The sequence below is a fragment of the Streptomyces sp. NPDC002787 genome, assembly GCF_053592095.1.
This window is the reverse complement of the sequence record NZ_JBSFVC010000005.1, coordinates 239,150-264,180: the sequence shown is the minus strand read 5'-3', so window position 1 is coordinate 264,180 and position 25,031 is coordinate 239,150. Positions and strand designations below refer to the sequence as shown.

Here is a 25,031-nt window from a genome sequence, read left to right as displayed (position 1 = left end):
GTGGCTGATCGCGCAGTTCCCCGCGCCCCTGAAGGGGCCTGCGGCCCTTCAGGGGCGCGGGTCCGACGGCTTCGGTTCCCGCAAAGCTGGTTTTGGCCGGCCCACAGGGCGTGGGACCCGGCCAACCCGGTGGCTTACGCCCCCGCCGGCTGTCGTACGTTCGCGCGGACCCAGTCCACGATCGACGCCGTCGTCGCCCCCGGCGTGAAGATCTCGGCGACACCCTTCTCCTTCAGCGGCGGGATGTCCGCCTCGGGGATGATGCCGCCGCCGAAGACGAGGATGTCCTCGGCGTCGCGTTCCTTGAGGAGGTCGATGACGGCGGCGAAGAGCGTGTTGTGGGCCCCGGAGAGGATGGAGAGACCGATCGCGTCGGCGTCCTCCTGGATCGCCGTGTCGACGATCTGCTCGGGGGTCTGGTGGAGGCCGGTGTAAATGACCTCCATACCGGCGTCGCGCAGCGCCCGCGCGATCACCTTGGCCCCGCGATCGTGGCCGTCGAGTCCCGGCTTGGCCACCACCACGCGGATCGGACCGGCTGCCACACCCATCACTGCCTCCATGAAACGACTACACCAACCCGTAACAGAACACGGCCCCATATGTCGCGCGAACCACGCACACCGCAGATATCACCACCCGCCGCACCCGCGCCGCACCCGCTACGTCGGCACGGCATCGCCTGCACGGCATGGGGTCCACGGCATGAGGCCCACAGAACACCTACCCGCATCGCACCCCGAGAAGTGAACGAACGTTATCTCCAGCATCCCGCAACCGGCAGTTTCGCGGTGGTCAGCGAGGGGGAAATCACACGATGGGACAAGTTCGCCGCGCACCGCTCCCGGTTTCCGCGGCTCACGCGTCGCGGGGACTGAAGTGATCACGGTGGTGATCGCGGTATCCGGGCGGCTTCCGAGCCGGTGCCACACGTTCCTGCGGCGTACGCGCCACGGGGGAGCGTGCGCAAGGAGAGTCGTCGGAGAGGCGTCGCGCCGACCCACCACCCGCGGGAGGCCAGGGTGATGAGGCGGATCGGCACCTGCTGACGGCAGACGGCAGGGCAGCGGGGAGTCAGGAGGGCCGGACCCCTCGTCGCGCGATCCACGCCTCACGTTTCGCGCACGCACCGCATCGGATCGCACGTCGCACACGCCACGCGACACCGCGCCGCATCGCACCCGCCGCCCGCCGCCAGCACCGCGGCTCTCCACAAGGGCATACGGGGGACGCAGACGTCCGCCCGGCTGCCGACGGGAGGTCGGGCATGAAGGTCACCAGGGCGGTCACGCCCCTTCTTCCGCTCTGTGAGCGGCTTCTGCCCGCCCGGCTGGCAGGACTGTCCGTGGCCCTCCTCAAGGCGACCGCCCTGGAACTGGCGATCCTCGCCGGGCATCTGCTGCTGTACCCGTCCGGGATGGCACAGGAGCGCCGGACCACGCCCACGCTCCCGCCGCCCGACGCGCCCCGGCTCCCGACGGAGGAGAAGCCCCCGGTTCTCCTGCTGCACGGCTTCATCGACAACCGTTCGGTCTTCGTCCTGCTGCGCCGCTCCCTCGCGCAGCACGGCGGCCGGCACATCGAGTCGCTCAACTACTCGCCCCTCACCTGGGACATCCGCACGGCCGCCGAGCTGCTCGGCCGGCACATCGAGGACATCTGCGAGCGCACCGGCCAGGAGCGGGTGGACGTCGTCGGGCACAGCCTCGGCGGACTGATAGCGCGGTACTACGTGCAGCGGCTCGGCGGCGACCACCGCGTCCGTACGCTCGTCACGCTCGGCACCCCGCACGGCGGCACGCGGGCCGTGCCGCTGGCGGACGCGCACCCGATCGTCCGCCAGATGCGGCCGGGTTCGGAGGTACTGGAGGAGTTGCGGGAGCCCGCACCGGGCTGCCGTACGCACTTCGTGGCGTTCTGGAGCGATCTCGACCACGTGATGGACCCGCCGGAGACCGCCTGTGTCGACCACCCGGACCTGATGGCACAGAACATCCCGGTCACCGGCATCGGCCATCTCGCCCTGCCCGTGCACCCGGCCGTCGCCGTCGGAGTACGAGAGGCCCTCGACACCTCACTGACGGGGGCCCGGACCGCCGCCCGACCCGGCGGCCTGACCGTGGCGTGAGCCCGCCTCGGGCGCGACTTGCCACCGGCCAGAGCGCAGTGACCCTCGCCACAGCCGAACAAACAGGGACGTAATGCCGTAAACGCGACGCACGCCTACGCGCCCCCACCACGCGCCCGACGCGCGACACCCCTCCCGACACCCCCAACGCGCCCCACCTCCGACACGTCTTCACCCTGCGAGACGTCTCGACCCCGCCGACGCGGCCGTCCCACAGTCCCCACACAGCAGTCCACTATCGAACAACCTTCGAACGCAAAGCCAAAGTCGTACCCGTAGACCGCCGAAAGACGCTCGAATGCCCGTTTCCTGCGGGCGCGAAACCCGTTGAAGATTGTCGCGCCCGCATACCGCCGGGTACAGTCACCGCACTGCTCTGCCAGCCCCTGTCGTCGAGGCGAAAGAGAAGTTGGTGAACGATCGTCACCCGTCGGGGACCGCAACACCCCCGGCTCCGGCTTCCGAAGCCGACCCGGCGCACTACGCGTCGTACGGCCACCAGGAAGCCGGTTACGGCGACTTCACCACGTACGGCGACCACACCGCCACCGGTTTCGACACCGGCACCGGCGCGCACGCGGCCGCCACCGGCACCTTCGCGGTCGACCCCCTTTTCGGCGACCTGCCGGGCAACGACAGCGCCACCGGCTCCTACGACGCCACGCAGTGGTCGACGGGCAGCCACCAGACGCTGAACTACGACCCGTACGCCGCCCAGCACCAGGCCGCCTACGACACGGGCAGTTACGACACCACGTCCTGGTCGGCCGGTTACGAGCACCTCGCCCAGGTCCCGACGCAGTCGACGGGCCCCGAGGCCAGCGGCCAGTGGGACGCGAGCGGCTGGCTGCGGCCCGAACAGTCCGACGAGACGGGTCAGTTGGGCCAGGCCGACCAGACCCAGCAGTGGATCGGCACCCAGCACTTCGACACGGGCGCGTTCGACGCCACCCAGTGGAACAGCGACGGCTCGCCCGTCGGCGGCGACGAACACGGCGGCCCCGCTTCCGAGTCGTACGACCACAGCGGGGGCACCCCCGAGTCGTACGACGCGCACGAGCACCCGCAGACCGTGGTGGTGGACCTCTCGGCCGAGGCCGCGGACTTCCACCAGCAGGCGACGGCCACCTTCGAGCAGATCGCCCCGTACGACCAGGACGAACACCTTCCCGCGGACGGCGAGTTCGAGACCGACGCCGCGGACCGCGCCGTACTCCTCGACGGCGAGGAGGAGGTCGTCGCGGCGGTGACCAGGAGTGCGGGCCCCGGCCGGGCGGCCACCCGCGCGGCCTCGCGATCGCGTCGCAAGGCTCCGGCCAAACGTTCCGCCCTGCTGACCGTGGCCGTTCCGTCGGCCTGTGTCATGGGTGTCGCGGGGATCGCGGCGGCCTCGGTCGGCGCCACGTCGGACGACACGGAGACGACGGCGTCCACCAAGTCGGATGTCACCGCCGTGAAGCCGTCGACCGCCAACAACCAGCTCGACACCCAGCTGGAGAGCCTCTCCGCCGAGGCGGACGACTTCGCCGACCGGGCGAGCCGGACGCAGGAGCGCATCGACCTCAAGGCCCAGCAGGAGCTGGAGCAGAAGAAGGCGGCGGCCGAGGCGGCGCGCAAGGAGCGGCTGCGCCCGAAGTTCGCGCTCCCGGTCTCCAAGCACGGACTCAGCGCGTACTACGGGCAGTCCGGCGTCAACTGGATGTCCCTGCACACCGGCATCGACTTCCCCGTCTCGTACGGAACGCCGGTGATGGCCGCGACCGACGGCACTGTGCGGACACAGTGGAACAGCGCCTACGGCAACATGGTCATCGTGACCGCCAAGGACGGCACCGAGACCTGGTACTGCCACCTCTCCACGTACAAGGTCGCTTCCGGTACGACCGTCAAGGCCGGCGACGTCATCGCGTACTCGGGCAACTCGGGCAACTCGACCGGCCCGCACCTGCACTTCGAGGTCCACCCGGCGGGCGGCTCCGCCATCGACCCCCTGCCGTGGCTGCGCAGTCACGGGCTGGACCCGACGTAGGGGACACAGAGACGAAGACCGGGCCCCTGCTGAGCAGGGGCCCGAGTCATGTGCCGAGTCTGGTGCCGAGTCGCGTCGGCGGCGAGCTCGCTACAGCTTCTCCACCGGCGCGTACCGCAGCAGCAGCCGCTTCGGCTTGGCGTCGCCGAAGTCGATCGTCGCCTCCGCGTTGGCGCCCGTGCCCCCGACACCGACGACCGTGCCGAGGCCGAACTGGTCGTGGGTGACGCGGTCGCCGACAGCGAGGGAGACCACCGGCTTGTCGTCGGTGCGGCGCGTCGCGAAGCCGGACGCGCCCGAGGCGGAGGACCGGGAGCGCGACGACGACAGCGAGGAGGCGATACCGGCGGCCGGGCCGGAGGACACCGGCGCGGAGGCACCCGTGCGCTTCCACTCCAGATGGGTGGCCGGGATCTCCTCCAGGAAGCGGGACGGCGGGTTGTAGGAGGGCTGGCCCCAGGCGCTGCGCAGTGAGGACCGGGTGAGGTAGAGCCGTTCCCGTGCGCGGGTGATGCCGACGTACGCGAGGCGACGCTCCTCCTCCAGCTCCTTGGTCTGGCCGAGCGCGCGCATGTGGGGGAAGACGCCGTCCTCCATGCCGGTCAGGAAGACGACCGGGAACTCCAGACCCTTGGCGGTATGGAGGGTCATGAGCGTGATGACGCCCGAGCCGTCCTCCTCCTCGTCCGGGATCTGGTCGGAGTCGGCGACCAGGGCGACCCGCTCCAGGAAGTCGGAGAGCCCGGCGGATGTCGTACCCGCCGCCTCGCCCTCGCCTTCCGCGGCCCCGGACTCCTGCTCGAACTCCAGGGCGACGGCGGCGAGTTCCTGGAGGTTCTCGATGCGGGTCTCGTCCTGCGGGTCGGTGGAGGCCTGCAACTCGGCCAGATAGCCGGTGCGTTCGAGAACGGCTTCCAGGATGGTCGCCGGTCCGGCCCCGGATTCGACGACGGTCCGCAGGTCCTCCATCAGCGTGTTGAACCGCTTGACGGCGTTGGTCGACCGGGCCGCCATGCCGTACGCCTCGTCGACGCGCTTCAGGGCCTGTGGGAAGCTGATCTTCTCGCGCTGCGAGAGCGCGTCGATCATGGCCTCGGCGCGGTCGCCGATGCCGCGCTTCGGCACGTTCAGGATGCGGCGCAGCGGGACCGAGTCCTCCGGGTTGGCGAGAACACGCAGATACGCGAGGACGTCACGGACCTCCTTGCGCTCGTAGAAGCGGACCCCGCCGACGACCTTGTAGGGCAGGCCGACACGGATGAAGACTTCTTCGAAGACACGGGACTGGGCGTTCGTACGGTAGAAGACGGCGACGTCTCCGGCCTTCGCCTCGCCCGCGTCCGTCAGTCGGTCTATCTCGTCGGCGACGAACTGGGCCTCGTCGTGCTCGGTGTCGGCGACGTAACCGGTGATCTGGGCGCCCGCGCCCGCGTTGGTCCACAGGTTCTTGGGGCGGCGGGACTCGTTGCGCTCGATGACGGCGTTGGCCGCGCTCAGGATGGTCTGGGTGGAGCGGTAGTTCTGCTCCAGCAGGATCGTCGTCGCGTCCGGGTAGTCCTCCTCGAACTGGAGGATGTTGCGGATGGTCGCGCCGCGGAAGGCGTAGATCGACTGGTCGGCGTCACCCACGACGCACAGCTCGGCCGGCGGCACGTCCCATTCGTTGGGCGGTACGTCCACAGGGTGCTCGGAGGTACCGACCAGCTCTTTGACCAGCGCGTACTGCGCGTGGTTGGTGTCCTGGTACTCGTCGACGAGGACGTGGCGGAAGCGGCGGCGGTAGTGCTCGGCGACATCAGGGAAGGCGCGAAGCAGATTGACCGTCGTCATGATCAGGTCGTCGAAGTCGAGCGCGTTCGCCTCGCGGAGGCGGGACTGGTAGAGCGCGTAGGCCTGGGCGAGGGTCTTCTCGAAGCCGTCGGAGGCCTGGGCGGCGAAGTCCTCCTCGTCGATCAGCTCGTTCTTCAGGTTCGAGATCTTGGCGCTGAAGGACTTGGGCGGGAAGCGCTTCGGATCGAGGTCCAGATCACGGCATACGAGCGCCATCAGCCGCTTGCTGTCGGCGGCGTCGTAGATCGAGAAGGAGGACGTGAAGCCGAGCTTCTTCGACTCCCGCCGGAGGATCCGTACGCACGCGCTGTGGAAGGTCATCACCCACATCGCGTGGGCGCGCGGTCCGACGAGCTGCTCGACGCGCTCCTTCATCTCGCCCGCGGCCTTGTTGGTGAAGGTGATCGCGAGGATCTGCCCCGGGTGGACATGCCGCTCGCCGAGCAGATGGGCGATGCGGTGGGTGAGCACACGGGTCTTGCCGGAGCCGGCGCCGGCCACGATGAGCAGGGGGGAGCCGGCGTGCACCACCGCCGCACGCTGGTTCTCGTTCAGCCCGTCGAGGAGCGCCGCCGCGTCGAGGGCGGGGCGGGGGGCGCCGTCGCGGTAGTACGCGTCCCGGTCCGGTGGCACGTCGAACTTCCCGCCGAACAGATCGTCCGGAACCGACTCCGTTCCGTGATCGTCCTCGGGCGGCGGCGGGGGCTCCTCCTCATGGCCGCGGGGGGCCTGGAGGTCCGCCAGGAAGCTGTCGTCAAAGAGGCTGCTCATCGCTCTCCGAGTCTAGGCGCCCCCACTGACAGCGCGGGGCCGCCCCGGGAAGTCCGCACCCGCCCACCCACCGTACCCAACCCGCGACGGTGAGCGATCGAGCGTATCGCCTGTCGCGCCGAAGAGGCTAAGGTCACGAAAACGTATCGGGCATATCGAACATCAACCTTCACACGGGCCACACGAGTTGGCTAGCTTTTTCTTCTGGGCCGTACGACCCAACCGGCGAACGTCGCCGGGCCGCACGACCTCCGCCGAGTCCGGTACGCCTTTTCGTCGGCAGCCGGAGCCGGGGACCCACCGATCCTCTGGGGTGAATCGACCCGACCGCCGCTCGCGGTGAGGGGCGTAGGGCAAACCTTCCGAAGCTTGCGCCCGAACCCGACAGCTAACTCGGTAGGCGGACAACGGAAGGAGACGCCGAACCATGGCGCCGCACCGCAAGCCGCGTCCGACCGGCCGGACGCGCGCGGGCATACGCACCCCCGCTCTCGCCACCGCCGCCCTCACCTCCGTGGCGCTGCTCTCCCAGACGGCCACCGCCGCGCCCTCGACCGAGGACAAGCCGAGCCTGGAGGAGGTCGAGAAGAAGGTCGACGACCTCTACCGCCAGGCCGGGTCGGCGACCGAGAACTACAACGCGGCCAAGGAGAAGACGACCAAGCAGAAGAACAAGGTCGACACCCTCCTCGACGACGTCGCCAAGCGCACGGAGAAGCTCAACGAGGCGCGGGAGGAGCTGGGTTCGTTCGCGGCCGCCCAGTACCGCACGGGCGCGGCCACCCCCGACCAGGCCTCGCTGCTGGTGGCGGACGACCCGCAGGCCTACTTCGACCAGAACCAGCTGATGGACCGGCTGACGGACCGCCAGAAGGGCGCCGTCGACGGGTACATCACGCAGCAGGCCGAGGTGACGGAGCAGCGCCAGGAGGCGAGCGACAGCCTCGAACAGCTCACCGAGTCACAGAACACCCTCAAGGCCCGCAAGGCCAAGGTCCAGGCGAAGCTCGCCGAGGCCCGCGAACTGCTCTCCACCCTCACCGCCGAGGAGCGGACCCGGCTCGCCGCGATCGAACAGCGCGAGCGGGAGGAGGCCGAGCGCAAGGCGGAGGAGCTCGCGCGGCAGCAGGCGGCCGCCCAGGCGCCTGCGCAGGCGACGCCCCAGGAGACCCAGGAGAGCCAAGGGAGGCAGGAAGCCCAGGGAGGCACGGGGACGGTCCAGGAGGACACGTCCACCGGCTCCGAGACCGCGGCCCCGGCCGAGGACGCCACCTACGCCTCGAAGGCCGCCAAGGCCCTCGCCTTCGCCCGCGCGCAGATCGGCAAGCCGTACGTCTGGGGCGCCACCGGCCCCGGCTCCTACGACTGCTCCGGCCTCACCCAGGCAGTCTGGAAGGCCGCCGGCGTCGACCTCCCCCGCACCACCTACGACCAGGTCACCGCCGGCACGACCGTCTCCCTCACCAACGCCAGGCCCGGCGACCTGATCTTCTTCTACGACAACATCGGCCACGTCGGCCTCTACATCGGCAACGGCATGATGATCCACGCCCCGAAGCCGGGGGCGTACGTCCGCGAGGAGTCGGTCTTCTACGACGGGGAGTCGTCGATCCACAGCGTGGTGCGGCCGGCATGACGGCAGGGTTCAGGGGGCGCGAGGGCTCGGGCCCGGTGAGCCGTCAGGTCCAGAGCACCGCGATGAAGATGTTCACGGTCGTCAGCGCGCCCACCAGCCCGAACAGCGGCTTCTCCACCGTCTCCTCGTCCCGTTTCACGTAGACCAGCCCCAGGATCACGATCAGCAGGGCCAGCTTGATGCCGATCTTGATGTTGTTGACGGGCTGGTCGTCGGCCTGGTTGAGGCCGACGAGGAGCGCGCCGGTGACGAGCATGGTCAGGGCGCCGTGGAGCATCGCGGGGACGAAGCGGGCGGTGTCCTGGCCCATGGCCTTCATCTGGGTGAGGAAGCCGCCCAGGAGGGAGGCGATGCCGATGATGTGCAGGGCGACGAGGATGTGGATGAGTACGTCCATGCGCGGAGCCTATTGAGGGGGCTGTGCTCCGTCGGGACCGGGGCGGGCGCCTGTGCCGGGGTTCGCGCCAGTGCCGGGCCGGGTGCCGGAGGGTGCTTCGCGGGATCCGTTCCAACCGGAACAACCTTGCATATATGCGCTCCATAGCACCACCGCACTCCCGTCTGGTCCGAAATCGCCGCATCGGTCATCGCAGAGCGTGAAGCCCGCGGCACCAGGACGGGATCACGGTCACATACGGTCACCTCATGGTCGATGCGCGCCACTTCCGTACAACGCGTTACCGGCCCACCACGCCCAGGTTTAGCGTCCTCCAGCAGGTGACCGGCTCCCCACCGCCGCCCGGGCCAGGGGCGGCAGTCGGCCACCACCGCCGAGAAGGTCCGGCGGCGTCCCGCTCCCCCTGTGCGGGCCGCCGCCGGACGCGTAACCGCTCCCCCAGGCGGTCCGTACGGACAGACCGATGTTCGTACAACGGACGGCGGTCGTACGGAGAGGACGTGGAGTCCACGTGGCAGCGCACCGCAAGCCCAGACAGCGCTCGCTCGGCGGCCATACGGTCCGCACCGCCGCGACGTTCGCCCTCGCGAGCGCGGCGACCGCGACGGGTTTCGACGGCACCGGGCACGCCGATCCACAGCTCACGCCTGAGCAGGTCAAGGCGAAAGTGGACAAGCTGTATCAAGAGGCGGAGGTCGCCACCGAGAAGTACAACGGCGCGAAGGAGAAGGCCGACAGGGCGCAGGAGAACCTCGAAGAGCTGCGCGACCAGGCCGCCCGCCGGACGGAACGGCTCAACTCGGCGCGGGACGAACTCGGCACGCTGGCGGCGGCGCAGTACCGGAGCGGGAGCATCGACCCCTCCTGGCAGCTCGCTCTCTCCAGCGATCCGGACCAGTACCTGGACGGCGCCGCCCTCATCGAGCGGGTCGGCAGCCGCCAGGCGGCGGACGTGTCGAGCGTACGGAAGCAACTGCTGGAGATCGAACGGCTGCGTGGGGCCGCCCGCGTCGAACTGGGCACGCTCAAGACCCGGCAGACGGAACTCAGGCGACACAAGAAGACGGTCACCTCGAAACTGACCAACGCGCGACAGCTGCTCGGCCGGCTCCCCGCCGAGGACCGGGCACGGCTCGACACCGCGGGCAGCGCCCCGGGGCACGCCTCACGCTCCTCCGCGTCGTCCCAGCGCGCCCTCACCGGCCCGGTCTCGCCCACGTCCTCCACCGCCGAGGCCCCCAACTACCGCGCCGCCGCGGCCATCTCCTACGCCTACACCAAGATCGGCAGCCCGTATGTCTGGGGCGCCACCGGCCCCAACGCCTTCGACTGCTCCGGCCTCACCCAGGCCGCCTATCGCTCCGCCGGCATCTCGCTCCCCCGCACCACCTACTCCCAGATCAACGCCGGCCAGCGCGTCGCCCGCTCCGAACTCCGCCCCGGCGACCTCGTCTTCTTCTACTCCGGCATCAGCCACGTGGGCATTTACATCGGCAACGGCCAGATGATCCACGCCCCGAACCCATCCGCCCCGGTACGCGTGGCCCCACTCGACGAAATGCCGTTCGCGGGGGCGACGCGGGTGGCTTGAGCGACGCGCGTGGCTTGCCTGCGCAAGCGGCTCGGCACCGCCGCTACGGCCGGCTGCCGGCACGTCAGAACAAGGACGACCTCGTCCTGCTCGCCGACGACGCCGTGTGGGACGAGATCCCCCTGCCCGACTCGCCGTCGACGAGGGGGCGGGCATCACCGAGCCCGAGTCCGACCTCGCCGCAGCCAGCGTCTTTCAGTTGAGCCCCCGGGCGCGGCTGCGGTGGCGGTGTGGGTGAGGTCCGGAGGGGGTGGTGTGGGTGTCACACCAAGCGTCGTGCCGTCGCCCACCTCGTCAGCTCATGCCGGTTGGAGAGCTGCAACTTCCGTAGCACGGCGGAGACATGGGATTCCACCGTCTTCACCGAGATGTAGAGCTGCTTGGCGATCTCCTTGTACGCGTAGCCACGGGCGATGAGACGCAGTACCTCGCGCTCTCGCTGGGTGAGCCGGTCGAGGTCCTCGTCGACGGGTGGGGCGTCGGTGGAGGCGAAGGCGTCGAGGACGAAGCCGGCCAGACGCGGGGAGAAGACAGCGTCGCCGTCCTGGACCCGGAAGATCGAGTCGACGAGGTCGGAGCCGGTGATCGTCTTGGTGACATAGCCCCGCGCGCCGCCCCGGATCACCCCGATCACGTCCTCCGCCGCGTCCGACACGGACAGGGCCAGGAAGCGGACGGGCTGCTCGCTGTCCGCCATCAACGCCGAACAGCGACGCAGGACCTCGACGCCACCGCCGCCGGGCAGGTGCACATCGAGGAGCACCACCTCCGGCCGCGTGCTCGTGATCACCGAGACCGCCTGGTCGACGTCGGGCGCCTCCCCGACCACCTCCACGCCCGTACGGTCCGTCTGTCCGATCTCGGCCTGCACTCCCGTACGGAACATACGGTGATCGTCGACCAGCACGACCCGGACATGCCGCCCGGGCCCGGAGACCCCGGCCGGGCCTGCCACTCCGGAGTCGCCGGCCGCAGAGGCTCGGTCGGGCTCACTGGCCTCATTGGACTCGCCGGCTTGATTTGGCTCGCTGGACAGGTCGGGCTCGCGGGCCCCGCCTTCGACCGACCCGGTGCCCCGCGCGGCCGGGCCTCCCTGGTCGCCGCCCGGGCCCGTGCCCGAACCGCCCTGCACGGCAAGGTCGTTCGCCCCGTTCGCGTCGCTCATGACGTCGTCTCCGCCCTCTCCATCTCCAACTCGACCTCCGTGCCGCCGTCCGGTACGGCGCGGAGCCGTGCCGTACCCCCGTTGCGCTCCATGCGGCCGATGATCGATTCTCTGACGCCCATACGGTCGGCGGGTATCGCGTCGAGGTCGAAGCCGGGGCCGCGATCGCGGACGGACACGAAGACCGTCCTTCCCTCGACCTCGGCGAAGACCTGTACGGCGCCGCCCTCGCCACCGTACTTGGCGGCGTTCACCATCGCCTCGCGCGCGGCCTGCATCTGTGCGGTCAGTCCGTCGTCGAGGGGGCAGTCGCCGACGACGACCACCTCTATGGGGACGCCGTGCTTGTCCTCGACCTCGGCAGCGTTGCGTCGCACGGCCTCGGCGAGCGTGTCGGGTTCGTCGTCCTCGTCCTTTCCTGTGCCTTCGGGTTTGTAGAGCCAGTTGCGCAGGTCGCGCTCCTGGGCGCGGGCGAGGCGGCGAACCTCGTTCGGGTTGTCCGCGTTGCGCTGTATCAGCGTCAGCGTGTGCAGCACCGAGTCGTGGACGTGGGCCGCGACCTCCGCGCGCTCCTGGGCGCGGATGCGCATCAGGCGCTCCTCGGAGAGGTCCTGGGTCATACGGACGAGGTACGGGCCGGCCAGCAGCGTTATCCCGACGAGGACCGCGAGCGCGGCCTGCAGCACCGAGCCCAGGTGGTCGGCCGAGCCCTGCAGGACGAAGATCCCGGAGACCCCCGCGGTGACCAGCAGGACACCGGCCACGGAACGAAGCAAGGTGATCGTGCGCCGACGGCGGCCGACCTCGGCCCAGCGGGCACGCCGCGCGTTGTCCGCCTGGCGCCAGACCAGGGCGACGCCGGCCGCGACGAGCACGCTCGGCCAGAGATACGCCCTTGCGGCATCGCCGAGATCCACATTGCCGACGAAGACCATGGCCACGACGACCATGAGGAGGAGGGCGACTATCTGGCCCCGGTCGGGTTTGCGGGCCACGAGTCTGCGACGGCCGTCGGGTGAGGTCTCGGTGGCGAGGGACGGGGGCCGTTGATTGTCTACGCCGCCGACGCCCAGCGGCACGAAGAACCAGAACGCCGCGTAGAGAAGGGCGCCGAGGCCGTCCGCGAGGAAGAGGCCGGCGAACACGAGCCGCACCCAGATCACGGGCAGGCCGAGATGTCCGGCGAGCCCTCGCGCCACGCCTCCGAGCCAGCGTCCGTCGCTGCTGCGGTAGAGCTTGCGCGGGGGCCGCGGAGTGTCGACTGGCAGTGCTGCGGCTTCCGGCATGCCATCGATGTTCACACGCACGGCCGATCGAGGCATCAGGGTCGATCCCCGAGACGCCCCTGATCTTCGGCCCAGGCGTGATCGAACGCATCCCCGGGCGGATATCAGGGTTCGACCAGGGTCATCCCGACTGCCATCGGACCGGCTCGGCGGTCACGATGGACGCATGACGGATCACCAGCACGCGGCAGCGGAGGAGCCGGGCCCCGGCTCGGGTCCGGACGCCCGGCGGCTCACCGACGAGCCGCAGGACGCCGTGCCCCCATCGGGCACGGCCGAGGAGCCGCGCGCACACGAGGACGCGGGCGCGGGCCCGCACGCGGGCGCGGGCGCCCGGGCAAGCGCGCACACGCACGCAGGCGCGGGCACGCGGGCGGGCGCGGGCGCGCACGCGGATCAAGCGGCCCCCACCGGCCCGGGCGGTTCACCGGTGGCTGGCCGGCCCTCGCCCGGCGCGGCGGACCAGTCCGCCGTCGGCGCGACGGGCCGCCTCGCCCCCGATGATCCGGCCGGCGCCTCCGCCGCTCCGCACAGGTTCCGCCGTGACCGGCGGTACAAGATGCTGGGCGGTGTCTGCGCGGGGCTCGGCCGACAGTGCGACATGGATCCGGTGATCTTCCGGGTGGTGCTGGCGGTGCTCTCCGCGACCGGCGGCCTGGGCCTCATCTTCTACGGCTTCGCCTGGCTTTTCGTGCCCTACGACGACGAGGAGGAGAACGAGGTACGCAAGCTGCTGACCGGCCGGGTCGACGGCCAGGCCCTCGCGGCCGTGCTCTTCGCGCTGGTCGGCTGCGGCGTCTTTCTCACCCTGTTGAGCAACACCACCGTGCTGACCTTCTCCGTGGTCGTCTCCCTGCTCCTGGCCGGCGCGGGGTACTGGTCGCAGCAGCGCGGCGCCCCTGATCCCGATCCGCTTGCCGCGCAGGCCGTGGCCGACGCGCCGCCGGAGGCCCAGGCGCCGCCCGTTCCCGCCTCCTACCCGTCCTGGTGGCGGGACCCGATAGTCAAGGACGGGACCCATGTCGGCGGCACGGGCTATCTGTGGGGGCCGTGGGAGACCCGCGACCGGGACATGGCGGCGGCCGTCAACATCGCCCGGGGCCTGCCGCCATCCCGCCCGGACATACGCGTCATGCGGCCGCCGAAGCCGCGTGGGCCGCGGTGGATAGGTGGCTGGGTCTTCCTGCTCGCGCTGCTCGCCGGCGGCATCGGCACCGGCGCGACCTGGGAGGACCGCGCACTGGCCGCCAGCCTGCAGACCGGCCTGGCCTGCGCGCTGACCGTGTTCGGCCTGGGCATAGCCCTGAGCGCCCTCCTGGGCCGTACGGGGGCGGGGTCGATCTTCCTGGCCGTGGTCACGGCGGGGCTCCTGGCGTGCACGGCGGCGCTCCCGGCCAACATCACCACCGACTGGGCCCGTACGGAGTGGACACCGAGGAACGCGGAGAGTGTGGCGGCCCGGTACGAGCTGGGGACCGGCGTGGGCACGCTGGACCTGTCGGAGGTGGACGTGGCCGAGGGAGAGACGTTGGCCACGAGAGTGGAGGTGGGCGCGGGCAAGGTGAAGGTGGTGGTACCGCCGGACGTCACCGTGCGGCTCGACATCGAGGTGGGCCTCGGTGACATCCAGTTGCCGGGTGACGACAAGGAGGACGTGGACGTGGCACCGGACAAGAGCGATCGGCTGACGCTGTCCCCGGCGAAGGGCTCGAAGAACGGCGGCACCCTCACCATCGACCTCGAAGTGGGTCTGGGACAGGCGGAGGTGGCCCGTGCTGCGTCATGACTTCCGGCCGGGCAAACTCGTCGCCGGCCTCTTCCTCACCGCCACCGGTGTCGTCTACCTGGGAGACGCGGGCGACGCCTGGCACACTCCGTGGTTCGTCGTGATACCGCTCATCGTCGGCGGACTGTGCCTCGCGGGTGCGGTGGCATTCCTGAACCACTCGATACGGGGCCGCCGGGCATCTGGACGGACGGGGACGGCCGGGCCGATGGGAGCGAGCGGGATGACCGGGATGGCGGGAGCGAGCGGGACGACCGGGTCGATGGGGCCGACCGGGACGGCGGGACGGGATGGAGCAACCGAACAAGCCGGGAGGGCGGGGACGACGGGAGAGGCGGCGCGGGGGTCGGATTGACGGACAAGGGCGGGACGCGGGGGCAGCTCTGGAGTGAACACGGCGAGCAGGTGCGTGAGGGGGGTGCTACCAGGCAGCCGACGCCCGCAACGGCCGAGCAGGTGCGAGTCGCAGCCGGTGCCGGAGCGGGTTGACCAAGGGCGGTCTTGTTACCCGGCCTCAGGCATACACCGACGGCGGTCACTGCCGAGCTCCGGCGCTGCGGCCCCGGCCTGGGCTCCTGGGTCTGGGTCTGGGTCTGGGTCTGGGTCTGGGTCTGGGTCTGGGTCTGGGTCTAGGTCTAGGTCTAGGTCTGGGTCTGGGTCTGGGTCTGGGAGATGGTCCGGCGGATGGGCTGTGGGCGGACGGCCCGGACGCGCAGCCCGACACGCCGCTCGGGCAGGCGCCTCAGGCACACGGCCGGGCAGGCGACGCCGGTGTGCGTCCTGGGGACGCGACCTAGGGACGCGGTCCAGACCGGCGGTCCAGACCGGCGGTCCAGACAGACAACTCAGAGGAACGGTCCAGGCGCGCCGCTCGGAGGCGCGGCCCGGACACGCAGCTCGGGTGGGCGGTCCAGGCGGTTCGGTGGAGGCGGGCGGCTCGGTCGACGTGGGCGGGTTGTTGGGACCGAGTGGTGGTGAGTGGGGCGGAGAGGGGTGCTCAGCGGTGGGTGCCTGCGCGGTGTCTGGTGCCTGCGTGGCGGCGGGAGCGGATGGCCGCGTCGACCGAGAGGACCGGGGCGCCGGCGAGGATCAGGGGGATCCAGGCCATGAAGTAGGGGAGGTCGTTGCCGTAGTAGTACGGGGATGCCGACCAGCTGACCGTCAGCCAGAGGCTGAGGGAGATCAGGGCGCCGCCGAGGGCGGCTAGGCGGGAGAGGAGGCCGAGGAGAGTGCCGATGCCGACGGCGAGTTCACCGAAGGCGATGGCGTAGCCGAAGCCGACGGGGTTCTTCAGGGCCATGTCGATCAGGGCCGGGATGGCGGAGGAGTCTCGGGCGGCGCTCATCATGTCGCCGATGGAACCGGAGCCGGAGTCGGCCATGAAGGCGCTGTCGGTGAGTTTGTCCAGGCCGGCGTAGATGAAGGTGACGGCCAGGAAGATGCGTAGGGGCAGCAGGGCGTAGCGGGTCGCTGTGTCCCGCAGGTCGTGGCCGCCGTCGACGTAGGGGGTGTAGGAGTTCGAGCGAATGTCATGAGTCATGGTCTGCGCCGCCTCTTGTCCGCCGTGCAAGTTGACCCCTCAACAGACGATACGTTCGGAGGGGTGGGGGCGCTCAATAGTGCGGAACGTTTTTCCGGGCGGGCAGCCTGGTCCGGCGCCGGAAGGCGGCCCGGATGTTCTTTTCGCCCCACCACCCGCCGCCCGCCGCCCAGCCCCGTCCCCGTCCCCGTCCTTCGCGCACTCGTCCTCGCGGCGCTTCGGACCGGCGCTCGGGGTCAGTCCGCGGAGACCTCGATCGTGTAGCGGTTGGTTTCGACGCCCGCTGCGGTGACGACCTGGACCTCGACCTTGCCGGGTTCGACGTCGGCGGGGACGGGGGCGGTGAGGACGGCGTCGGTGGGGTTGCTGAAGCCGCCGGCGACGGGAACGAGGGGGACGTGGACATGGACGGGGCCGATGCGGACGACCATGCGGGAGAGGCGGTCGGCGGTCTGGGCGCCGGGTGGAACGAAGCCGGCGCCGCGGATCTCGATGTCGTCGCCGTTGCGGATGGGGGCGTCGAGGTCGCCGGCCTCGCGGGCGCGGACGACGGAGAGGATGACGGGGCGGCCGCCCTCGGCGTATTTGCCGGCGACGTAGGTGGCCGCGGAGACGAGGACGAGGAGGGCGAGGCCCCAGGGGAGATCGGGGAGTTGGTCGGGGCGGCGGGCCAGGCGGACGGCCGCGAAGGCGAGGGCGACGGTGCAGATGATCACGTACTGGATGTCCGTGAAGCTGCCGCGGCCCGAGTCGTCGGTGAGGAGGTCGGCGGCGCGGGGGCGGTGGGCGCGGACCTTCTGGAGGCGTTGGGCGAGGACGCGGAGGCCGACCACACGGCGGACCAGGACGGCGATGCCGCAGACGACGGCGAGGACGGTCACGATGCCGGCGCCGCGGGCGAGGTCGAGGCCGGCGATGAGGGCGTCGCGTTCGCGGTGGTCGGAGGCGGCGGCCAGGCGGCCGACGAGGACGAGGATCGCGAAGACGACGAAGAGGACCCAACTCGCCGCGACGGCACGGGAGGTGGAGAGACGGTTGTCCTCACCGATGACCGGGGCGAGGGCGCCGCCGCGCGCCCGGTGCAGATATCCGGCGCCCGTCAGCGTGGCGCCCACCAGCAGGGCGGCGAGCAGACCGGCGGTGCGGGCGACCGTCCAGCCCGCGCCGATCGCGGTGAGGGACTGGACGAGGAGGAGGGTCACGACGGCGATCCAGACGACGATCGCCGTGCGCAGCCACAGGCAGGCGAGCCAGGCCTCGCCCTCGACCCGGCCCCGTTCGGCCACGAGGGCAGCGGACTGGGTGAGTTCGTCGGAGACCCACTGCCGGGAGGCGGACGCGGAGTGTGCGACGGCGGCGGGCAGCCCCTGCCCGGACGCGAACTCCTCCCGTTTCAGCAGGAACTCCGCGACTGCGCGCCGATGTCCCGCGCGTGCCCCGTGCGGGCAGTCCCCGCACGTGCAGCCGCCGGTATGGGCGCCCGCGCCCATACCGCCTCTCGCCTCCTGCACCGCCACGTCCGAGCCCGCCTTCCCGCGCCGCGTCCGCCTACGCGTCCGCGTTCCTCGGCATTCGCCGCCACCGTCGTATCGAACGCCATGAACACCGTCGTCCACGCCATGAACGCCGTTGTCGACGCCGCCCTGGACGCTTTCATCGACGCCATCACCGTCATCGCCGGACGTCGTACGTACATCCGCTCACTGCCACAGCCGTGCGGCCGTACAACTGCCCTGCGATGACAGCGAATTGTGCCGTACGGAACACGGCCCGCGTCCGGCAGGGGCCACTCCCCGCAAGTGATGGGCGGGGTGAAGTCTCGGTGCTCGTGTTGACCCGGCTGCGAGAATCCTTCTATGGCCGAGATCATCCAGCGGGACGGGACCTGGGCCTTCGACGGCAGCACGGTTCGGATCACGCCGGGCCTGCACCGTTCCGTGGCGCTGTTCCGGCAGACGTACGGGGAGATCGCGGTGCCCTTGGAGGCGGTGGCCGGTGTCGTCTACGAGCCCGAACGCAAGCGCGGGCGGCTCCGGTTGCGGCTGCGTGAGGGCAGTGATCCGCTGCTCCAGGCGACGGGCGGGCGGCTGCCGGACGCGGCCGACCCGTACCGGCTGACGGTCGATCTCGACCGTTCGGGGATCGCCGAGTACGTGGCCGAGGAGATACGGCAGTCCATGCTGCTGGAGCAGACGCCGAAGGAGCCTGCCAGGACCTATCTGCTGCCCGGGCCGCCCGTACCGGTGTCCGTGCGGTCCAGCGACGGGACGGTGTCGTTCGACGGTACGCAGGTGAGGATCGACTGGAACGACACGTCCGATCGCGTGAAGCGCGCGACCGGCCCGCGGATCATCGACCTCGGAGATCTGGTGCAGGTCGAGTGGCTGCCCAACTCCGGTTACGAGGACGGGTTCCTGCGGTTCGTGACGCGGGAGACCGTGTTCTCCAAGCTGCCGCCGGAGCGGGACCCGTTCGCTCTCGACCTGTGGGGCAGCACGCGGCGCGACCTGCTCACGGCGCTCGTCGCGACGGCGGTGACGGCACGGCTGCCTCACCCGTCGACGCGGGCGAACGACCATGCGGACCGGTCCGGGCCGGCCGGGGCCGCCACGGGCCCGCCGTCGGCCGCCGACCACCACGACACCCTCCTTCGCCGTCTCCGCGAACTCGGCGCGCTGCACCGCGACGGTGTCCTCACGGACGAGGAGTTCGCGGCCACGAAGGCGGCGGTGCTTCGCGACTTCTGAGGGCTTTCGCGCAGCCGCCGTACCAAACACACGGCCGTACACGGCTGCACACGGCCGTCTCGCGTCCGGCGGGTGTTCTGTGGCTGGTCGCGCCCGCGGGGCGGAGTCGCCTATCGACCCCGCCCCGCGCCCCTTTCGGGGCGCTGCTGCTCAGCTCAGCAGATCCGGTTCGCTGCGGCTGATGTCCTGCCACAGCGGCTGGTAGTTGATCCATGCCACCAGGTCGCCGCCCGCCTGTTCCCGCGTCGCCGCGGCCAGCCGGTGTTCGATGAGGAGCGGGCGTCCGGCCGCCTTGGCGGTGAGCTGCACCTGGGCCGAGCGTTCCATCGACAGGAACCACCACGCCGCCGCGTCGACGGAGTCGCCGACCGTCAGCAGACCGTGGTTGCGCAGCACCAGAGCCTTGCGGCTCCCCAGCACCGCGGCGATCCGGCGGCCCTCGTCCGCGTCCACCGCGACACCCGTGTAGTGGTCGTACAGCGCGGTGTCCTCGTAGAACGCGCAGGACTCCTGGGTGATCGGGTCGATCAGCTCCCCGAGGGCGGCCAGCGCGCGGCCGTGCACGGAGTGACAGTGGGCGACCGCGACGACGTCGGGGCGGGCGGCGTGCACCTGGGCGTGGACGGTGAAGGCCGCCTGGTTCACGTGGTAGCGGCCCTCGATCACCTGCCCGTCCTGGTTGGCGAGGACCAGGTCACTCACCGTGACGTGCTTGAACGGCATCCCGAACGGATTGACCCAGAAGCAGTCGCTGAACTCCGGGTCGCGTGCGGTGATGTGCCCCGAGACCCCCTCCTCGAACCCCAGTCGCCCGAAGATCCGCAGAGCCCCGGCCAGCCGTTCCTTGCGGTGCCGCCGCTCGTCCTCCGCCGACTCGTGCATCGGCGGCATGGCGAACCGAAGCTGGTCGGTGGGTAGGGGCAGGGGCGGTGTGGGCCCGTGCATGTGTCCTCCAGACTGACTTCCTTTACGAATCGGAAGTTACCGTCGGTCCCCCACGCGGAACAGGCCCGTTCCGTGAAGAGAGTGCGCAACCGTTACGCAAGTCACAGAAGCGCGCGAGATCGCACACCGTTCGGGTCAAGCCGTACGTCGCTCGGGGTAACCGGACAGTGGTTGTCGGGTATCCGCGCCAGACTCGACGTATGCCGGAGAATCTTTCGAACTGGGGCGCGTTCGTCGCCGCCGAACCCGAGCTCGCACGGACCGTCGAGGCGCGCTTCGGGGCCTTCACCCATCACATCCTCGCCACTCTCCGCAAGGACGGCTCCCCGCGTACGACCGGGCTGGAGGTTCGGTTCGTGAACGGCGAGCTGTGGCTGGGGATGATGCCCGACTCGCTCAAGGCGCTCGATCTGCGCCGCGATCCCCGTTTCGCGCTCCAGGCCAATCCCGGCCCGGGGACGGGGATGGGCGGCGGTGACGTACGGGTGAGCGGGCGGGCTGTCGAGGTCGACGATCCCGCGGTCAAGGCCGCGTACGGCGAAGAGGTGGAACCGCCGGAGCCGTTCCACCTCTTCCGCACCGAGGTGACGGAGGTCGTACGGACCTACGTCGAGGATGACAAGTATCTGGTCGTCCAGGTCTGGAAGCCCGGAGCGCCGGTGCGGACGCTCAAACGGACCTGAGCCCCTTCGCGCAGCGAAGCCGGGGACTCACGCCGGGGAGTCACGCCGGGGAGTCACGCCGGGGCTCACTCCCACTCGATCGTCCCCGGGGGCTTGCTCGTCACGTCGAGGACGACGCGGTTGACGTCGGCGACCTCGTTGGTGATCCGGGTGGAGATCTTCGCGAGGACCTCGTACGGCAGCCGCGACCAGTCGGCGGTCATGGCGTCCTCGGAGGAGACCGGGCGCAGGACGATGGGGTGGCCGTAGGTGCGGCCGTCGCCCTGGACGCCGACGCTGCGGACGTCGGCGAGGAGGACCACCGGGCACTGCCAGATGTCGCGGTCGAGGCCGGCCGCCGTCAGCTCCTCGCGGGCGATGGCGTCGGCCTCGCGGAGCAGGTCGAGGCGGTCCTTGGTGACCTCGCCGACGATCCGGATGCCGAGGCCGGGGCCCGGGAAGGGCTGGCGCTGGACGATCTCCTCCGGGAGCCCCAGCTCCTGGCCGACCATCCGGACCTCGTCCTTGAAGAGCTTGCGGAGCGGCTCGATGAGCTTGAACTCGAGGTCTTCCGGAAGGCCGCCCACGTTGTGGTGGGACTTGATGTTGGCGGTGCCGGTGCCGCCGCCGGACTCGACGACGTCCGGGTAGAGGGTGCCCTGGACGAGGAACGCGACCTCGGGGCCCTCGTCGGCGATGATCTCCGCCTGGGCCTGCTCGAAGACGCGGATGAACTCGCGGCCGATGATCTTGCGCTTCTCCTCGGGGTCGGACACCCCGGCGAGCGCCTTGAGGAACCGCTCCTCCGCGTCGACGACCTTCAGCTGTACGCCGGTCGCGGCGACGAAGTCCTTCTCGACCTGCTCGGTCTCACCCTTGCGCATGAGGCCGTGGTCGACGTACACGCAGGTCAGCTGGGAGCCGATGGCCTTCTGTACGAGGGCCGCGGCGACGGCGGAGTCCACGCCGCCGGAGAGGCCGCAGATCGCGCGCTTGTCGCCGACCTGCTCACGGATGGCCTCGACCTGCTCCTCGATGACGTTGCCGGTGGTCCAGCTCGGGGTGATGCCCGCGCCCCGGTAGAGGAAGTGCTCCAGGACCTGCTGGCCGTGGGTTGAGTGCATGACCTCCGGGTGGTACTGGACGCCGTACAGCTTCTTCTCGTCGTTCTCGAAGGCGGCGACCGGTACGACGTCGGTGGAGGCGGTGACGGTGAAGCCCTCGGGGGCGGCGGAGCAGGCGTCGCCGTGGGACATCCAGACCGACTGCTCGTCGGGGGTGCCCTCGAAGAGGGTGCTGCCGGCCTTGGAGACGTGGAGGGGCGTACGGCCGTACTCGCGCGCCCCCGTGTTGTCGACGGTGCCGCCGAGGGTGGTGGCCATCAGCTGGAAGCCGTAGCACATGCCGAAGACGGGGACACCGGACTCGAAGAGCTCGCGGTCGAGGCGGGGGGCGCCCTCGGCGTACACCGAGGAGGGGCCGCCGGAGAGGATGATCGCCGCCGGGTTCTTGGCGAGCATCTCCGCGACCGGCATGGTGCTCGGCACGATCTCGCTGTAGACCCGGGCCTCGCGGACGCGACGGGCGATGAGCTGGGCGTACTGCGCGCCGAAGTCGACGACCAGGACGGTGTCGGGGGCGGTGGCAGCGGGGGTCGCTGATGACACGGGGTGCCTTCCGGCGGTTGGGCGGGGGTCTGTGTGGCCGAGTCTACCGGGGGGTGCCGTCTCTTGGAGTGGGCCACCGGGGGCTCCGCCCCCAGACCCCGAGACCCTTCGCCCACCCACCACCCGACTCGCTTGGAGGAGAAGGCACCGGACTCGGCTACAGCGGAGGCCGGGTAAAAGGCGCCGCGCCGCGATCGGAGAAACGGCACGGGGCAGGTCCCTCGGTCTGCGCGATAGCGCGGCACGGCCCCTCGGTCGGCGGGATGGCTCGGCGCAGCCCCCTCGGCCGGAACAGACAGCGCGGCGAGCGCCTCGGGCGGCAGAGGCAGCACGGAGAGGGCCTCTCGGCCCGGAGGTGGACAAGTTTGCGGCCGGAGCGGGGCACGGAAAATCACCTCCGGCTGACGAAGCAGCGCGTAAGGCCTCCGGCCCGGGGCGACGACGTGGAACAGCATCCGGTCCTGAGCGACGACACGGAACCGGCGCCCGGTCCGAAGCGGTGGCACTCGCTCCCCGTCCCGCAGGCAGCACGGAACGGGCGCCCCAGACCGAAACGGCGACGCACGCACCCCGCCCACACGCAGCGCCGAAACCGCACCCCAGACCGAAACCGCGACGCACGCACCCCGCCCACACGCAGCGCCGAAACCGCACCCCAGACCGAAACCGCGACGCACGCACCCCGCCCCACACGCAGCGCCGCAACGGCGCCCCGGACCGAAGCTGCAGTGTGACGCCTTGCCCCTGGGCTGGGCGGGCGCGCGGGCGTGGCATACTGGGCCGCATGCTTGCGCACTCGACCTTCGTCTTTACCTATGGCCGCCGGCCCACCGGCTGCCATGGTCGTGCTGCTTGAGCTACTGACAAGCGACTTCCCAGGCGCCCCGGGCCGACAAGGCCCGGGGCGCCTGGCGTTTTCGGGAACTGTCGGGGCGGGGCGGCCGATCGGACACGCCGAGGAGCCCCGAAGATGACCATCACCTCCACCGAGAAGACCGCCGCCACCGACAAGACGGCCACCGAGAAGACCGGTGCCCGGACCGTGGAGGCCGCCGGTGTGATCAGCGGTGCGCGGGAACGGATCGACGCGCTCGACGACCGGATCATCGGGCTGGTGCAGGAACGGATGGCGGTGTCGGCCGTGATTCAGGATGCACGGATCGAGTCGGGCGGGCGGCGCGTGAACCTGTCGCGGGAGATGGAGATCCTCGCCCACTACAGGGACGCCCTCGGCAAGCCCGGCACCGCGCTCGCCATGACCCTGCTGGAGCTGTGCCGGGGGCGCATCTGACCGGCGCGCGGAGGCAGCGCACAAGCGGCGCACGTAAGTACGCCTGCTCTCTCACCCGTACGGCGCGTGACCGTCGTACGACACGCTTCGTTGGTGTCGGTGTCCGTGCCAGCCAGGCCCGGCCCGAAAGAACCACGCGTGGCTCCGCTGGAGCGATGAGGCGTACGGATCGTGCGTACGCCGTGGGACCTCGCTCCAGGGTTGTGACCGGACGGCAGGGGACAGCAGCCCGGTCACTCAAGAGAACGGTCGGCTCCGGGGACGCCCGGGGCCGGCCGGCGGAATCTGTTCAAGGGTGGTCGGGACGGTTGCGGAGGCCGTCGTCCCTCCCTCACGATGCGAGAACAGCCGCCGCCTGCCGTCAATGGTCGACACCAGGTGCGCGCCCCCGATGCGCGCCGGGGCGCCGGGGCGCCGATCGTACTTCCGGACTCCGGGCCCGCGGCGCAATCCCCCGGCGCCGCTTCGAAGCACCGGCGCAGCCGTGACGTCGGTGCCGACTCAGAAGGGCCCCGCGACTTCCTCTCGCGGGGCCCTTCGTCATACGGCGTCGCCGCCGCTCAGCCGGCGACCTTCTCCACCTTCGCGACCTGGGCCTCCAGCAGCTCGGCCGGCACCTCCGCCTTGTCCGCGTCGAGCATGTTCATCGAGTAGAACCCGATGAGCGTGGAGCCGCTGCGCACGACCGTGAAGGACATCGGGATCTTCGCGCCCTCGATGTTGCCCTTGAGCTTGTACGCGACGGCCTCGTCGCCTTGCTCGGGGGCGGTGAGGGCCTCGATGTCGGAGTACTTGTTGCCGACGTGCTCGTACTTGGTGCAGGTCTCCGTGGCCTTGCGCAGGTCGGCCATCACCTTCTCGGCGTCGCTCTGCCCGTGCGCGGCGAGCGCGAGGGAGATGACATTGGCGGAGAGCTCGTCCTCCGAGGTGACCGTGCGTCCGGCGCGGGCCTTCGGCTGCGGGTCTGAGGTGAAGTTGAACATGTTCGCGAGGGGCTGGCAGGCGGCCGGCTCCGCGGGAACGGTCTCGGCCGGCATGTCCTCCGCGGGCATGTCGGCGACCTTGTACCCCTTCACGTCCCCCTTCGCGAGGGCCGCCTCCTTCAGCTGGGCCTCGGTCAGCGCGGACTTCCCGGCCGCGTCCTGCTTCGAGTCACCGGCGGCCGTGGCACTGCCGGCGGCCGACGGCTTCGTCTCCGCGCCCTTGTCCTCGTCGCCGCCCCCACCGCACGCCGCGGTGAACCCCAGCGTGGCCACGACCGAGACGGCCACCACCGCCCGCGACATCTTCGACTGCATGTCCCCCACCTTCACGACTTTCGTTTCATGTCTCACAGGGGCACCACAGGCCCCATCGAACATGTATGTGACAGCAGAGCGCACCAATACGTTGTGCCACTTCAGCCCCCTTCGTGTGTGACTCACGCCACACGAAAAAACTGTCATCGCAGGGGCAACCCTTCACGCCACTCGCCGGTCACACCTGGCACACGAGAGAAGGACCCGCGCTCGGAGGGGGGTGCGGGTCCTTCTCCGCCTTCGCCACTCCCGTGGCTACTTC

Annotated in this window: 20 protein-coding genes and 1 riboswitch; of the genes, 10 read left to right on the top strand and 10 right to left on the bottom strand. The window is 70.6% G+C overall.

All coding sequences use genetic code 11. From position 1 onward, the window contains the following. Positions 1-134: 134 nt before the first annotated feature. Entirely contained in the window at positions 135-551 is a 417-nt protein-coding gene (locus tag ACWD26_RS09200) for a cobalamin B12-binding domain-containing protein (protein ID WP_451267803.1), read from the bottom strand. Between the two features lie 716 nt (positions 552-1,267). Here ACWD26_RS09200 and ACWD26_RS09195 point away from each other — a divergent pair. Further along, complete coding sequence (locus tag ACWD26_RS09195) at positions 1,268-2,128, top strand: lipase family alpha/beta hydrolase (RefSeq protein ID WP_451267801.1); 861 nt, start codon at positions 1,268-1,270, stop codon at positions 2,126-2,128. A gap of 412 nt (positions 2,129-2,540) precedes the next feature. Beyond that, on the top strand, positions 2,541-4,157 hold the full coding sequence (locus tag ACWD26_RS09190; RefSeq protein WP_451267799.1) for a peptidoglycan DD-metalloendopeptidase family protein: 1,617 nt from the start codon (positions 2,541-2,543) through the stop codon (positions 4,155-4,157). Between the two features lie 90 nt (positions 4,158-4,247). Here ACWD26_RS09190 and pcrA read toward each other — a convergent pair whose 3' ends face one another. Then, a complete protein-coding gene (gene pcrA / locus ACWD26_RS09185) occupies positions 4,248-6,758 on the bottom strand; it encodes a DNA helicase PcrA (RefSeq protein ID WP_451267797.1) in 2,511 nt (836 codons plus the stop codon). A 242-nt stretch (positions 6,759-7,000) separates the two neighbouring features. Next, positions 7,001-7,176: riboswitch (cyclic di-AMP (ydaO/yuaA leader) on the top strand. Positions 7,177-7,185: 9 nt separating this feature from the next. Between pcrA and ACWD26_RS09180 the strand changes: the two genes are divergently transcribed. Beyond that, the gene (locus ACWD26_RS09180; protein ID WP_451267795.1) at positions 7,186-8,394 is read left to right on the top strand and encodes an NlpC/P60 family protein; all 1,209 of its coding nucleotides are present in this window, start codon (positions 7,186-7,188) and stop codon (positions 8,392-8,394) included. 43 nt (positions 8,395-8,437) lie between these two features. On the opposite strand, the gene ACWD26_RS09175 is transcribed toward ACWD26_RS09180, so the two are convergent. After that, positions 8,438-8,791 (bottom strand): hypothetical protein, encoded by a 354-nt coding sequence (locus tag ACWD26_RS09175; RefSeq protein ID WP_451267793.1) that lies wholly within the window; start codon positions 8,789-8,791, stop codon positions 8,438-8,440. 511 nt (positions 8,792-9,302) lie between these two features. On the opposite strand from ACWD26_RS09175, the gene ACWD26_RS09170 reads away from it, so the two are divergent. Continuing rightward, entirely contained in the window at positions 9,303-10,382 is a 1,080-nt protein-coding gene (locus ACWD26_RS09170; protein ID WP_451267791.1) for an NlpC/P60 family protein, read from the top strand. Between the two features lie 262 nt (positions 10,383-10,644). Here the strand turns inward: ACWD26_RS09170 and ACWD26_RS09165 are convergent, their stop codons facing one another. Both ACWD26_RS09165 and ACWD26_RS09160 read right to left on the bottom strand, forming a co-directional pair. Next, complete coding sequence (locus ACWD26_RS09165; protein ID WP_451267789.1) at positions 10,645-11,547, bottom strand: LuxR C-terminal-related transcriptional regulator; 903 nt, start codon at positions 11,545-11,547, stop codon at positions 10,645-10,647. Next, positions 11,544-12,833: an ATP-binding protein gene (locus tag ACWD26_RS09160; protein ID WP_451267787.1), complete on the bottom strand. Its 1,290-nt coding sequence runs from the start codon at positions 12,831-12,833 to the stop codon at positions 11,544-11,546. The genes ACWD26_RS09165 and ACWD26_RS09160 overlap by 4 nt, the downstream gene beginning before the upstream one ends. A gap of 166 nt (positions 12,834-12,999) precedes the next feature. Between ACWD26_RS09160 and ACWD26_RS09155 the strand changes: the two genes are divergently transcribed. Then, on the top strand, positions 13,000-14,619 hold the full coding sequence (locus ACWD26_RS09155) for a PspC domain-containing protein (RefSeq protein ID WP_451267785.1): 1,620 nt from the start codon (positions 13,000-13,002) through the stop codon (positions 14,617-14,619). Then, on the top strand, positions 14,606-14,974 hold the full coding sequence (locus ACWD26_RS09150) for a hypothetical protein (protein WP_451267783.1): 369 nt from the start codon (positions 14,606-14,608) through the stop codon (positions 14,972-14,974). Before ACWD26_RS09155 ends, ACWD26_RS09150 begins: the two co-directional genes overlap by 14 nt. A 642-nt stretch (positions 14,975-15,616) precedes the next feature. Here ACWD26_RS09150 and ACWD26_RS09145 read toward each other — a convergent pair. Beyond that, positions 15,617-16,159, bottom strand: coding sequence for a DoxX family protein (locus ACWD26_RS09145; protein WP_451267781.1), 543 nt, complete (start codon positions 16,157-16,159; stop codon positions 15,617-15,619). Between the two features lie 236 nt (positions 16,160-16,395). Then, a complete protein-coding gene (locus ACWD26_RS09140; protein ID WP_451267779.1) occupies positions 16,396-17,676 on the bottom strand; it encodes a hypothetical protein in 1,281 nt (426 codons plus the stop codon). 81 nt (positions 17,677-17,757) lie between these two features. Between ACWD26_RS09140 and ACWD26_RS09135 the strand changes: the two genes are divergently transcribed. Together ACWD26_RS09135 and ACWD26_RS09130 are read left to right on the top strand one after the other, a co-directional pair. After that, a complete protein-coding gene (locus ACWD26_RS09135) occupies positions 17,758-17,901 on the top strand; it encodes a hypothetical protein (protein WP_451267777.1) in 144 nt (47 codons plus the stop codon). Between the two features lie 114 nt (positions 17,902-18,015). Continuing rightward, a complete protein-coding gene (locus ACWD26_RS09130) occupies positions 18,016-18,906 on the top strand; it encodes a DUF4429 domain-containing protein (RefSeq protein ID WP_451267775.1) in 891 nt (296 codons plus the stop codon). Between the two features lie 150 nt (positions 18,907-19,056). Here the strand turns inward: ACWD26_RS09130 and ACWD26_RS09125 are convergent, their stop codons facing one another. After that, complete coding sequence (locus tag ACWD26_RS09125) at positions 19,057-19,851, bottom strand: class II aldolase/adducin family protein (protein ID WP_451267773.1); 795 nt, start codon at positions 19,849-19,851, stop codon at positions 19,057-19,059. Between the two features lie 200 nt (positions 19,852-20,051). Here ACWD26_RS09125 and ACWD26_RS09120 point away from each other — a divergent pair, with 200 nt between their 5' ends. After that, positions 20,052-20,534, top strand: coding sequence for a pyridoxamine 5'-phosphate oxidase family protein (locus tag ACWD26_RS09120; protein WP_451267771.1), 483 nt, complete (start codon positions 20,052-20,054; stop codon positions 20,532-20,534). Positions 20,535-20,599: 65 nt separating this feature from the next. On the opposite strand, the gene guaA is transcribed toward ACWD26_RS09120, so the two are convergent. Continuing rightward, positions 20,600-22,180: a glutamine-hydrolyzing GMP synthase gene (gene guaA / locus ACWD26_RS09115; protein WP_451267769.1), complete on the bottom strand. Its 1,581-nt coding sequence runs from the start codon at positions 22,178-22,180 to the stop codon at positions 20,600-20,602. A gap of 970 nt (positions 22,181-23,150) precedes the next feature. Between guaA and ACWD26_RS09110 the strand changes: the two genes are divergently transcribed. Continuing rightward, positions 23,151-23,471, top strand: a complete 321-nt coding sequence (locus ACWD26_RS09110) for a chorismate mutase (RefSeq protein WP_451267767.1) — start codon at positions 23,151-23,153, stop codon at positions 23,469-23,471. Positions 23,472-24,031: 560 nt separating this feature from the next. Here the strand turns inward: ACWD26_RS09110 and ACWD26_RS09105 are convergent. Next, complete coding sequence (locus tag ACWD26_RS09105; RefSeq protein WP_451267765.1) at positions 24,032-24,769, bottom strand: hypothetical protein; 738 nt, start codon at positions 24,767-24,769, stop codon at positions 24,032-24,034. Positions 24,770-25,031: the final 262 nt, after the last annotated feature.

Bases quoted from the DNA above. Each gene is read 5' to 3' on its own strand.
- ACWD26_RS09165 (WP_451267789.1), bottom strand. From the start codon at position 11,547: ATGAGCGACGCGAACGGGGCGAACGACCTTGCCGTGCAGGGCGGTTCG.
- ACWD26_RS09180 (WP_451267795.1), top strand. From the start codon at position 7,186: ATGGCGCCGCACCGCAAGCCGCGTCCGACCGGCCGGACGCGCGCGGGC.
- ACWD26_RS09145 (WP_451267781.1), bottom strand. From the start codon at position 16,159: ATGACTCATGACATTCGCTCGAACTCCTACACCCCCTACGTCGACGGC.
- ACWD26_RS09200 (WP_451267803.1), bottom strand. From the start codon at position 551: ATGGGTGTGGCAGCCGGTCCGATCCGCGTGGTGGTGGCCAAGCCGGGA.
- ACWD26_RS09110 (WP_451267767.1), top strand. From the start codon at position 23,151: ATGACCATCACCTCCACCGAGAAGACCGCCGCCACCGACAAGACGGCC.
- ACWD26_RS09155 (WP_451267785.1), top strand. From the start codon at position 13,000: ATGACGGATCACCAGCACGCGGCAGCGGAGGAGCCGGGCCCCGGCTCG.
- ACWD26_RS09135 (WP_451267777.1), top strand. From the start codon at position 17,758: ATGAACACCGTCGTCCACGCCATGAACGCCGTTGTCGACGCCGCCCTG.
- ACWD26_RS09175 (WP_451267793.1), bottom strand. From the start codon at position 8,791: ATGGACGTACTCATCCACATCCTCGTCGCCCTGCACATCATCGGCATC.
- ACWD26_RS09105 (WP_451267765.1), bottom strand. From the start codon at position 24,769: ATGCAGTCGAAGATGTCGCGGGCGGTGGTGGCCGTCTCGGTCGTGGCC.
- pcrA (WP_451267797.1), bottom strand. From the start codon at position 6,758: ATGAGCAGCCTCTTTGACGACAGCTTCCTGGCGGACCTCCAGGCCCCC.
- ACWD26_RS09130 (WP_451267775.1), top strand. From the start codon at position 18,016: ATGGCCGAGATCATCCAGCGGGACGGGACCTGGGCCTTCGACGGCAGC.
- ACWD26_RS09160 (WP_451267787.1), bottom strand. From the start codon at position 12,833: ATGCCGGAAGCCGCAGCACTGCCAGTCGACACTCCGCGGCCCCCGCGC.
- ACWD26_RS09120 (WP_451267771.1), top strand. From the start codon at position 20,052: ATGCCGGAGAATCTTTCGAACTGGGGCGCGTTCGTCGCCGCCGAACCC.
- ACWD26_RS09125 (WP_451267773.1), bottom strand. From the start codon at position 19,851: ATGCACGGGCCCACACCGCCCCTGCCCCTACCCACCGACCAGCTTCGG.
- ACWD26_RS09195 (WP_451267801.1), top strand. From the start codon at position 1,268: ATGAAGGTCACCAGGGCGGTCACGCCCCTTCTTCCGCTCTGTGAGCGG.